The organism is Pseudomonas sp. OF001, assembly GCF_904426495.1.
Lineage (GTDB): Bacteria > Pseudomonadota > Gammaproteobacteria > Pseudomonadales > Pseudomonadaceae > Geopseudomonas.
In genome coordinates, this window is record NZ_CAJGBM010000019.1 from 54,563 (window position 1) to 65,533 (window position 10,971).

10 protein-coding genes are annotated in these 10,971 nt (G+C 68.6%); 7 read left to right on the top strand and 3 right to left on the bottom strand.

Annotated elements, in window-relative coordinates; all coding sequences use genetic code 11:
• The first annotated feature begins 20 nt into the window (after window positions 1-20).
• From RA210_RS12560 to RA210_RS12570, 3 genes are all read left to right on the top strand, one after another.
• On the top strand, window positions 21-857 hold the full coding sequence (locus RA210_RS12560; protein ID WP_201486676.1) for a peptidoglycan DD-metalloendopeptidase family protein: 837 nt from the start codon (window positions 21-23) through the stop codon (window positions 855-857).
• Window positions 858-980: 123 nt separating this feature from the next.
• Entirely contained in the window at window positions 981-2,252 is a 1,272-nt protein-coding gene (locus tag RA210_RS12565; protein ID WP_201486677.1) for a mechanosensitive ion channel family protein, read from the top strand.
• Between the two features lie 133 nt (window positions 2,253-2,385).
• Window positions 2,386-3,642 (top strand): mechanosensitive ion channel family protein, encoded by a 1,257-nt coding sequence (locus RA210_RS12570; protein ID WP_201486678.1) that lies wholly within the window; start codon window positions 2,386-2,388, stop codon window positions 3,640-3,642.
• A gap of 122 nt (window positions 3,643-3,764) precedes the next feature.
• Here the strand turns inward: RA210_RS12570 and RA210_RS12575 are convergent, their stop codons facing one another.
• Together RA210_RS12575 and RA210_RS12580 are read right to left on the bottom strand one after the other, a co-directional pair.
• Window positions 3,765-6,086 carry a TonB-dependent receptor gene (locus tag RA210_RS12575; protein ID WP_201486679.1) on the bottom strand — a complete coding sequence of 774 codons (2,322 nt, stop codon included), beginning with the start codon at window positions 6,084-6,086 and terminating at the stop codon, window positions 3,765-3,767.
• 89 nt (window positions 6,087-6,175) lie between these two features.
• Window positions 6,176-6,553: a DUF2946 domain-containing protein gene (locus tag RA210_RS12580; RefSeq protein WP_136489622.1), complete on the bottom strand. Its 378-nt coding sequence runs from the start codon at window positions 6,551-6,553 to the stop codon at window positions 6,176-6,178.
• Window positions 6,554-6,556: 3 nt separating this feature from the next.
• On the opposite strand from RA210_RS12580, the gene RA210_RS12585 reads away from it, so the two are divergent.
• Entirely contained in the window at window positions 6,557-6,835 is a 279-nt protein-coding gene (locus RA210_RS12585) for a hypothetical protein (protein WP_201486680.1), read from the top strand.
• A 143-nt stretch (window positions 6,836-6,978) separates the two neighbouring features.
• Window positions 6,979-8,649: a 2-isopropylmalate synthase gene (gene leuA, locus RA210_RS12590; RefSeq protein ID WP_201486681.1), complete on the top strand. Its 1,671-nt coding sequence runs from the start codon at window positions 6,979-6,981 to the stop codon at window positions 8,647-8,649.
• 70 nt (window positions 8,650-8,719) lie between these two features.
• On the opposite strand, the gene arfB is transcribed toward leuA, so the two are convergent.
• A complete protein-coding gene (gene arfB / locus RA210_RS12595) occupies window positions 8,720-9,133 on the bottom strand; it encodes an alternative ribosome rescue aminoacyl-tRNA hydrolase ArfB (RefSeq protein ID WP_136489625.1) in 414 nt (137 codons plus the stop codon).
• A 209-nt stretch (window positions 9,134-9,342) separates the two neighbouring features.
• Between arfB and RA210_RS12600 the strand changes: the two genes are divergently transcribed.
• Window positions 9,343-10,059 (top strand): endonuclease, encoded by a 717-nt coding sequence (locus tag RA210_RS12600; RefSeq protein ID WP_201486682.1) that lies wholly within the window; start codon window positions 9,343-9,345, stop codon window positions 10,057-10,059.
• Between the two features lie 83 nt (window positions 10,060-10,142).
• Window positions 10,143-10,754, top strand: coding sequence for a DUF2238 domain-containing protein (locus RA210_RS12605; RefSeq protein ID WP_136489627.1), 612 nt, complete (start codon window positions 10,143-10,145; stop codon window positions 10,752-10,754).
• Window positions 10,755-10,971 lie beyond the last annotated feature (217 nt).

The window sequence follows — 10,971 nt, forward strand, 5'->3', positions numbered from 1 at the left end:
TTCCCCCGTTGCCCGCCGCCATGCTCCGACCGTACGCCCTGCTGTCCGCCCTGCTCCTCGCCCTGTCCGCGCCCGCGGCGCTGGCCGAGGGTTTCCTGTCGCGCCTGCTCGACAAGCCGGTGCCCGGCGGCGTGGCGGTGGTCGACCTGGGCGACGGCCCGGCGCGGCCGGGTGCCCGCTACCAGGGCAAGCCGGTGCTGGTGGTGCGCGAGGACGGCAGGCGCTGGCTCGCCGTGGTCGGCGTGCCGCTGAGCGTCCAGCCGGGGCAGCAGCGCATCGACGTGGACGACGGCCGCCGCCTGGGCTTCACCGTCGGCGCCCGCGACTACAAGCAGCAGCACATCACCCTGAAGAACAAGGAACAGGTCAACCCGAGCCCCGCCAGCCTCAGGCGCATCGAGCGCGAGCTGGCCGAGCAGACCGACGCCTATCGCCAGTTCAGCCCGCGCCAGCCGAGCAACCTGCTGTTCGACAAGCCGGTCGCCGGGCCGCTGTCCAGCCCGTTCGGCCTGCGCCGCTTCTTCAACGGCGAGGAGCGCAACCCGCACTCCGGCCTCGACTTCGCCGTGCCGGCCGGCACCCCGGTGAAGGCGCCGGCGGCCGGCAGGGTGATCCTGGTCGGCGACTACTTCTTCAACGGCCGCACCGTGTTCGTCGACCACGGCCAGGGCCTGATCAGCATGTTCTGCCATCTGTCGCGGATCGATGTCAGAGTCGGCGACGAACTGGCGCGCGGCGCCGTGCTCGGCAGGGTCGGCGCCACCGGCCGCGCCACCGGAGCGCACCTGCACTGGAACGTCAGCCTCAACGATGCCCGGGTCGACCCGAGCATCTTCATCGGTGCCTTCCGCCCCTGAGGCGGATGTTCTCGATCGGCGGGCCCGCCCCGCCATCCGGGCCGCGCCGCACCCGCAGCCCCCTGCCCGAGAGGCACTCACCGGGAGCCCGAGCGCTCCCCCGCTCGCGACAAGGAGAAGCCCATGCCCAGCGAACTCACCCCAACCCTCGACTGGCTGCAGGCGCAGCCGCAGCTGTTCGCCGCCGTCTGCGTGGCCCTGCTGGCCAGCGTCGCCTGGCTGGCCAACTGGATCGTCAAGCGCCTGCTGGTACGCGGCATCCACCGCGCCCTCGGCGCCACCGCCATCGGCCGGCACATCGTCACCGGCGAGCAGAGCATCGTCCGCCGCCTGTCCAACATCGTCCCGTCGCTGGTGCTGTCCAGCGGCATCAAGCTGATCCCGCACCTGCCGCAGGCCGCGGTGACCGTGGTGGAGAACGTCTGCCAGGCGTTCGTCGTGCTGACCGTGGCGCTGGCCATCGGCGGGCTGCTCAAGGTCGCCAACGCGCTCTACCAGCAGCGCCCGGACGCCCATCTCAAGCCGATCAAGGGCTACCTGCAGGTGGTGCAGATCGTCGTCTACGCCATCGCCAGCATCCTGATCGTCGCCAGCCTGATCGACCGCTCGCCGCTGATCCTGCTCTCCGGCCTCGGCGCCATGGCCGCGGTGCTGATGCTGATCTTCCAGGACACCCTGCTGTCGCTGGTGGCCAGCGTGCAGATCAGCTCCAGCGACATCGTCCGGGTCGGCGACTGGGTGGAGATGCCGGCGCTGAACGCCGACGGCGACGTGATCGACATCGCCCTGCACACCGTGAAAGTGCAGAACTGGGACAAGACCATCACCTGCATCCCGACCAAGCGCTTCATCAGCGACCCGTTCAAGAACTGGCGCGGCATGCAGGAATCGGGCGGCCGGCGGATCATGCGCAACCTGTGCCTGGACCAGAACAGCGTGCGCTTCCTGGACAGCGAGGAAATCGCCCGGCTCGGCCGCTTCGCCCTGCTGCACGACTATCTGGAGCACAAGCAGGACGAGCTGGGCGAATGGAACCGTCGCCTCGGCGAGAAGGGCCTGGCGCCGCTCAACCAGCGCCGGCTGACCAACCTCGGCACCTTCCGCGTCTACGTGGAGAGCTACCTGCGCCACAACCCGCGCATCCGCCAGGACATGACCCTGCTGGTGCGCCAGCTCGCCCCCGGCGCCGACGGCCTGCCGCTGCAGCTCTACTGCTTCACCGCGACCACCGCCTGGGCCGAGTACGAAGCCATCCAGGCCGACCTGTTCGACCACCTGCTGGCGATCCTCCCGGAGTTCGGCCTGCGCGTGTTCCAGCACCCCAGCGGCGCCGATATGCGCGAGTGGCGCGCGCCGGCCGTGGAGCCACGCGAGCGCCAGACCGCGCACGCCTGAGCCGCACGGCGAGCCCCGCGCGTGGGGGCCCGCCGATCGACCGCCGCATCTACACTGGAAGATCAGCCCGACGCCGCACGCGGCCGCGCCGCCGCGCGCGGCGTCTCCCCGGCCACGCGCCAAGGAGAAGCTCATGCTCGACGCACTCTCCTCCACCCTCGACTGGCTGCAGACCCGGCCCTACCTGTTCACCGCGCTGAGCGCCGCCCTGCTGCTGGGCACCGCCTGGCTGGCCAACTGGACCGTCAAGCACCTGCTGGCGCGCGCCCTGCACCGCACCCTGAGCGCCACGCCACTGGGGCGCCACCTGCCCAGCTACGAGCACAGCGTCGTCCGCCGCCTGTCCAACATCGTGCCGGCGCTGATCCTCTCCAGCGGGGTGACGCTGATCCCCGGCCTGCACCCGGCGGTGGTGACCGTGGTGGAGAACGTCTGCCGCGCCTTCGTCGTGCTGACCATCGCCCTGGCCATCGGCGGCGCACTGCGCCAGGCCAACCGTCTCTACGAACAGCGCCCGGACGCCCACCTCAAGCCGATCAAGGGCTACCTGCAGGTGCTGGAGTTCGCGGTCTACGCCCTCGCGGCCATCCTGATGGTCGCCACGCTGGTCGACCGCTCGCCGCTGATCCTGCTCTCCGGCCTCGGCGCCATGGCGGCGGTGCTGATGCTGATCTTCCAGCACACCCTGCTCTCCGTGGTGGCCAGCGTGCAGATCTCCTCCAACGACATCCTCCGCGTCGGCGACTGGGTGGAGATGCCGGCGCTGAATGCCGACGGCGACGTGATCGACATCGCCCTGCACACGGTCAAGGTGCAGAACTGGGACAAGACCATCACCTGCATCCCCACCAAGCGCTTCATCAGCGACCCGTTCAAGAACTGGCGCGGCATGCACGAGTCGGGCGGGCGGCGGATCAAGCGCAGCCTGTACCTGGACCAAGACAGCGTGCGCTTCATCGACGCCGCGCAGATCGAGCAATTGCGCCACTTCACCCTGCTGCGCGACTACCTGAGCGGCAAGCGCGCCGAACTGGACGAGTGGAACCGCCAACTGCTCGTCCAGGGGGCCGCGCCGCTCAACCAGCTGCGCCTGACCAACCTCGGCACCTTCCGCGCCTACGTGGAGAACTACCTGCGCCACGCCCCGTACATCCGCCAGGACATGACCCTGCTGGTGCGCCAGCTCGCCCCCACCGCCACCGGCCTGCCGCTGGAGCTGTACTGCTTCACCGCCACCACCGTGTGGGCCGACTACGAACGCATCCAGGCGGACATCTTCGACCACCTGCTGGCGATCCTTCCGGAGTTCGGCCTGCGCGTGTTCCAGTATCCGAGCGGCGCCGACCTGCGCGAGTGGCGGCTGCCGGCGGCCGAGCGGCGCGAGCGCTAGGCCGGGCACGCCCGAGGCACGGCCAGACGCCGGACAGTCGCTGGCCGCCACGCTCCGGCAGCCGGCGCGGCACGGGATGCGTGCCCACGCCGGAGCGCGGGCACGCTCAGCCTCCGCCGAGATCAGAAGCTCACCGTCACCCCGGTGTAGAAGGTGCGGCCCATGCCCGGCACGCCGATGCCCGACGGGATGCCGTTGATGCTCATGGTGCGGCCCTGCGCCGTGTAGGCGCCCCCGGTCGGCAGGTAGTAGAACTTGTCCGCCAGGTTCTCGACGCCCGCATCCACCCGCACCTGGTCCCAGCTGTGGCTCAGGCGCAGGTTGAACAGCGTATAGCCGGCGGTTTCGATTTCGTTGCGCACGTCCGAGCCGTCGTTCTTGGCCGTCACGCTGAGCATCTCCAGGCTGTTGCTCCAGCCACCCAGCTGCTGGGTCAGGGCCACGGTCGTGTTGAGGGGCATGATGTTGTACAGCTCGTCACCGCTGTCGCGGTTCTTGCCGTCGCTGTAGTTGACCAGCGCTTCCAGCCCCCACTGGCCGAGTGCGTTGCGCATCAGCGGCATGCGCCCCGAGACATCCACGCCGTAGATGCGTGCGGTCTGGTTGGCGTACTGCAGCACGTTGAACTGGCCGGCGGTCCAGCCCGGCCGCGCCACGGCATCGATGTAGTCGTCGACATGGGTGTAGAACGGCGTGACCTTCAGCTCGTGGCGCCGGTCGGCGCTGTGCCAGTCGAGGGTGGCGGACACCGTGTGGGCGGTTTCCGGCTCGAGGCCGATGTCGCCGACATAGCCATTGCCGTCGCCGACGAAGTTGTTCATCACCGCCGCCATCGGCCAGGTCGACCAGGTGTAGCGCTCGTACAGGTTGGGCGAGCGCACCTTGCGCGCGTAGCCGAACTCGACGTCCAGGTTCGCGTCATGGTTGTAGCGGGCCAGCGCGGTGAAGTCCCAGTTGTCATCGCTCTGGCTGCGATCGCTGGCATTGAAGGCCGCCGCATCGGGGATCTGGCTGCCCATGGCATTGCCGTAGCCGTGCACCACGCCGGCGCTGCTGGACACGTGCTCGTAACGCAGGCCGACCAGCGTCAGCCAGGCCGGATCGATCTCGCGCTCCCACTCGCCGAACAGCGCCAGCCGATCACGCCGGCCATCGTTGATGTTCTCGAAGGTGCCCGGCCACATGCCGCCGCCGGAAGCCGGCCAGTAGTCGTCGAGCCGATAGCGCTGGTACTCGCTACCCACGCGCAGCAGGTCGCGCTCGTTCAGCTCGATGCTGGCCTTGGCGCTGGCGCCGAGGGTGGTGCTTTCGCTGTTCATCGGCATGCCGGCGGCGCAGGTCGCGCCGATCGGGCCGCAGGCTGTGCCAGCCCCTGAAGCACTACCGTACCAGAAGCGCTTGTCCGGACCGAAGTCCATCTCGTGGTCGACGGTCTCGCGGTACACCCGGGTTTCCAGGCTGCCCCAGGCGAAGCGGCTCAGGTAACGCAGGTTGATGCGCTGCTGGGTGTTGTCGGTCAGGTCCATGCGCTGGTTGGGGAACAGCTCCTGCGGCACCTCGTGCTGGCCCAGGGACAGCTCCAGCAGATCCTCGCCGAGCTTGTAGGCCATGGTCAGTTGATGGCTGCGCGTTTCGTAGGCCGTGGAAGCGACCTCGTCCAGCGCGCTGCTCTCGCCGGGACGGCCGGTGGCGGTGCTGGTCTTGAAGTCGTCGCCGGCCATGTAGTTGTTGGCCTTGCTGTAGCTGCCGGCGTAGCGGATGTTGAACGCGTCGTTGGCGTGCATCAGCGACACGTTGCCGCCGCGCGCATCGTTGTTACTGCGCAGGAAGGCTCCCACCGAGCCCTTGTCCAGGGTTTCGCCCGCGGCGGCGAACTCAGGCGCCAGACTCTCGGCGACGATGGTGCCACCGATGCTGTCACCGCCCAGACTCACCGGCGTGATGCCGGCGAAGACCTGCAGCTTGCCCAGGTTGCTGGGGTCGATGTAGGAAAGCGCCGGGTTCATGTGGTTCGGGCAGGAGGCCACCAGATCCATGCCGTCCACCTTGATGCGCAGACGGTCGTCGGCCAGGCCGCGGATCGACGGCAGGCTGGAAATGCCGCCCGCATTGTTTAGGCTGACCCCCGCCGCACCGCGCAGCAGAGCGGCGCTGTCCGAGGTGCTCGCGCCGGCAGCGGAGCGGGCCTTCACGTCGATCTCGGTGGCGCCCAGGGTCGCGGCCGCGGGGCGCTCGCGCACCTCCGCCGGCTTGAAGGTCACCATCAGCGGCGCAACCTCCTCTTCGGCACTCTCGGTACTTTCCGGTTCGGCGGCCTGCAGCGGCAAGGCCAGGGCGCCGAGCAGCGCGGCATGCGCCGGCCACCAGCGACGCTGGAACGGATTCAGGGCGAACGGACGGGACAGGCGCGACTGCGCCAGGGACGGACGAGCGAAAACGGACATGTATGGATTCCACGCAAAATCAGCGAACTGCAGGTCGCGGCCGGCGCGCAGCAGCGCGCCGGCAGACGAACGACCGGTTGGGAACGGTTTCAGGCGTGGCGGAAGGGAGGTGCGCGTGGCTGGCTGGTCGCCGGCGGCGCCTGGGGCAGACTCTGGATCGGCGGGAGGAACTGGTGGACCAGGCTGGACGGCGCCGGCAGGGCCAGCTGCACGGCCGGCGGCAGTGCCGGGCTGCCGGCCAGCAGGCCGCAGTAGCCGCACTGGTCGAGGCACTTGACCCACTCGGGCGGGCCGTCGTCGGGCAGGCTCTGGCCCTCGCCGCAGTGCAGCGCGTCCAGGTCGATGGCGAGCGCCACCTGCAGGCTGTCGAGTGCCCGCAGCTGCGAGTACAGCGGGCCGGCGAACGCCATGAACATGGCGAACAGACCAAGCCAGGCTGCAATGCGCTTGCGCCCTTGCCGAATCACCCGATGACGTCTCCCTACGAAAAGTTGCGCGGCCAGTCGCCGCAGTCAGCGGCCGGGATGATCGCACAGGGCCATGCCGCCCACCTAGTGCGACACGGCGACGCACGGATCCAGCCCGCCGGCGCAGGACGCCCGGCGGAAAAACCGTCACGCAAGGCGAGCGAACGAAACCCGCGGAAACCGGCACAGAATATCGTCATCAGGAAAAAAGTGGTGAAAACCACCAATTTTCCGGCAATGCTTGCCATCAGCGCGCAGCCGGCGCTAGGGTTGCCGCCATGAACGCATCCCACACCCTCATCCTGCAGCGGCAATACCTCAGCCTGCACCTGGTCAGCCCCCGACTGCGCAGCTGAATACCGCATCGCCCGCTCCGATTCCGTATTGCCCGCCGCCCCCGCGGCCCCGTTTTCAGGAAATCCGTCATGCCCATGCTGAAGAACCCGTCGACCAAGTACCGTCCGTTCCCGCAGATCGACATCCCCGACCGCACCTGGCCGGGCAAGGTGATCGACAAGGCACCGATCTGGCTGAGCTCCGACCTGCGCGACGGCAACCAGTCGCTGATCGAGCCGATGGACGCCGACAAGAAGCTGCGCTTCTTCCAGTGCCTGGTGGCGGTGGGCATCAAGGAAATCGAGGTGGGCTTCCCGTCCGCCTCGCAGACCGACTTCGACTTCGTGCGCACCCTGATCGAAGGCGGCCACATTCCCGACGACGTGACCATCCAGGTGCTGACCCAGGCCCGCGAAGACCTGATCACCCGCACCTTCGAATCGCTCAAGGGCGCGAAGAAGGCCATCGTCCACTACTACAACGCCACTGCGCCGAGCTTCCGCCGCATCGTCTTCAACCAGGACAAGGCCGGGGTGATCCAGATCGCCGTCAACGCCGGGCAGATCATCAAGCGCCTGGCCGAGCAGAACCCGGACACCGAGTGGCGCTTCGAGTACTCGCCGGAGATCTTCAGCTCCACCGAGCCGGAATTCGCCGTCGAGGTGTGCAACGCGGTGATCGAGGTGTTCCAGCCGACTCCCGAGCAGAAGCTGATCCTCAACCTGCCGGCGACCGTCGAGGCGGCCACCCCGAACGTCTACGCCGACCAGATCGAGTGGTTCTGCCGCCACATCGACCGCCGCGACAGCGTGCTGGTCAGCCTGCACACCCACAACGACCGCGGCACCGGCGTGGCCGCCACCGAACTGGGCCTGCTGGCCGGCGCCGACCGCGTGGAAGGCTGCCTGTTCGGCAACGGCGAGCGCACCGGCAACGTCGACATCGTCACCGTGGCGCTGAACATGTACACCCAGGGCGTCGACCCCGAGCTGGACTTCTCCGACATCGACGGCGTGCGCAAGGTGGTCGAGGAGTGCAACCAGCTGCCGGTGCACCCGCGCCATCCCTACGTCGGCGACCTGGTGCACACCGCCTTCTCCGGCTCGCACCAGGACGCGATCCGCAAGGGCTTCGCCCAGCAGGACCCGGACGGCGTCTGGGAAGTGCCCTACCTGCCGATCGACCCGGCCGACATCGGCCGCAGCTACGAGGCGGTGATCCGCGTCAATAGCCAGTCCGGCAAGGGCGGCATCACCTTCCTGCTCGAGCAGGAGTACGGCATCAGCCTGCCGCGGCGCATGCAGATCGAGTTCAGCCAGGTGGTGCAGCGCGAGACCGACCGCCACGGCCTGGAGATGAGCGCGCGGCAGATCCACGAGCTGCTGGTCGCCGAATACCTCGACGGCCCGGCGACCTACAGCCTCAAGGGCCATCGCCTGCAGGAAGCGGACGGCATCACCAGCGTCGAGGTGGAAGTCGAGCACGACGGCCGCAGCCAGACCCTGAAGGGCACCGGCAACGGCCCGCTGGAGGCGCTGGTCGCCGCCCTGCCGGTCGCCGTCGAGGTGATGGACTACAGCGAGCACGCCATCGGCGGCGGCAGCAACGCCAAGGCCGCGGCCTACATCGAGCTGCGCGTCGACGGCGGCCGCCCGCTGCACGGCGCCGGCATCGACGGCAACCTGACCACGGCGAGCTTCCGCGCCCTGTTCAGCGCGCTGAACCGCGCCCTGCGCCAGAGCGAGGCGCAGGCGGCCTGAGTCTGAGCTTTGCGCTACCCCGAGCGCCCCGACCGCCAGGTCCGGGGCGTTTTCATTTGAGCGTTTGCGCTCAGAAATCCACCTTGCCCCGCCCGGCCTTGATCGCCCCGCGCTTGCTCTTGCCCTCCAGCCGCCGCTGCTTCGAGCCGAGCGTCGGCCTGGTCGGCCGCCGCGCCTTCTCGACCTTGGCCACGCTGCGGATCAGCTCGGCCAGGCGCGCCAGCGCATCGGCGCGGTTCTGCTCCTGGGTGCGGTACTGCTGCGCCTTGATCACGATCACCCCCTCGCCGGTGATGCGGCTGTCGCGCAGCGCCAGCAGACGTTCCTTGTAGAACTCCGGCAACGACGAGGCGTGGATGTCGAAGCGCAGATGCACCGCGCTGGACACCTTGTTGACGTTCTGCCCGCCGGCGCCCTGGGCGCGGATCGCGGTGAGTTCGATCTCGCTGTCGGGCAGGTGGACGGCGTTGGAGATTTCCAGCATGGCGGAGGGCTCGGCACGAAGAGGACCCGGACAGGATACCTGCAGGGGCGAATCCATTCGCCCGGACGCCGCGCAAGGCGAATGAATTCGCCCCTGCAGCGCCTTGCCAATCCTTCGCAAGCATTTGTTTTCACTGACTTTTCGATCAGCCGCGGTAGAATCCCCGGCAACCGCATGGACGCTCCTCTCAGCCCGTTGTCGAGACTGCCATGCGTTTCCTGCTGCTCCTGCTGCTCGCCGTCATCCCCTTCACCTCCAGCCATGCCGAAGCCCCGCGCACCTTCCGCGAAGCCAAGAAGATCGCCTGGAAGCTGTACGCCGACCGTCCGGTGGACTTCTACTGCGGCTGCGAATACCGCGGCAACCGCGTCGATCTGGACAGCTGCGGCTATGAACCGCGCAAGAACGCCAACCGCGCCGGGCGCATCGAGTGGGAGCACGTGGTGCCGGCCTGGGTGATCGGCCACCAGCGCCAGTGCTGGCAACAGGGCGGACGCAAGAACTGCACGGCCAACGACCCGCTGTTCAGCCAGGCCGAGGCCGACCTGCACAACCTGGTGCCGGCCGTCGGCGAGGTCAACGGCGACCGCAGCAACTTCGGCTTCGGCATGCTCAGCGCCAAGCCCACCCAGTACGGCGCCTGCCCCTTCGTGGTCGACTTCAAGCAGCGCACCGCCATGCCGGCGGAATACAGCCGCGGCGCCATCGCGCGCATCTACCTGTACATGAGCGAGCGCTACCAGCTACGCCTGTCGAAGCAGGACCGCCGCCTGTACGACATCTGGAACCGCCAGTACCCGGTCAGCGAGTGGGAACGCTGGCGCAACCAGCGCATCGCCTGCGTGCAGGGCAACGCCAACCCGCATGTCGGCGAGGTGGACCTCAAGCGCTGCGCACCGCGCGAGAAGCGACTGGCCTACAACTGAGCCGGCTGCTCCCGCGGGACGGCGATGGACGACGCCGGGCACTGCGGGCTAAGGTGACGACGAGCTGGCTGAAGGAGACGGCGATGCGACACGGATCTTTGCACGCAACACTGGGCCTGACGGTACTGGCCGCGCTGATCGTCTCCGGCATCTCGCCCTACGACCGCCCCACCTGGTGGCTGGAGGTCTCGCCGGTGCTGATCGCCGCGCCGCTGCTGCTGGCCAGCTACCGGCGCTTCCCGCTCACCGACCTGCTCTACTGGCTGATCGCCCTGCACTGCCTGGTGCTGATCCTCGGCGGCGCCTACACCTACGCGCGGGTGCCGGCCGGCTTCTGGGTGCAGGAGCTGCTGGATCTTGCGCGCAACCCCTACGACAAGCTCGGCCACTTCATGCAGGGCTTCGTGCCGGCGCTGATCGCCCGCGAGATCCTCCTGCGCGGGGGCTTCCTCGCCGCCGGGCGCATGCTGGCCTTCCTCTCGCTGTGCGTGGCGATGGCCATCAGCGCCGTCTACGAGCTGATCGAATGGGCGGTGGCGCTGATCGCCGGTGGCGGCGCCGTCGACTTCCTCGGTACCCAGGGCGACCCCTGGGACACCCAGGCCGACATGTTCTGGGCGCTGATCGGCGCCAGCACCGGCCTGCTCGGCCTCGCCCGTCTGCAGGACCGGCAGATCGCCCAGTTGCGCCCTTGATCGCTCCCACGCTCCCGCGTGGGAGCCAAGCCCGCGGCGCTCCCGCGCCGATGGGACGCGGAGCGTCCCCTGCGGCATCCCCACGCAGGAGCGCTCGTCGTTATACACAAGTTCAGTCACCATCTTAGGTTTTCCGAGGGAGTACAGGGATGTCATCCGCGAGCTGGGCTGAGGAAGAGATGCGCACGGCAAACCTGGGCGATGAGCGATTGAATGC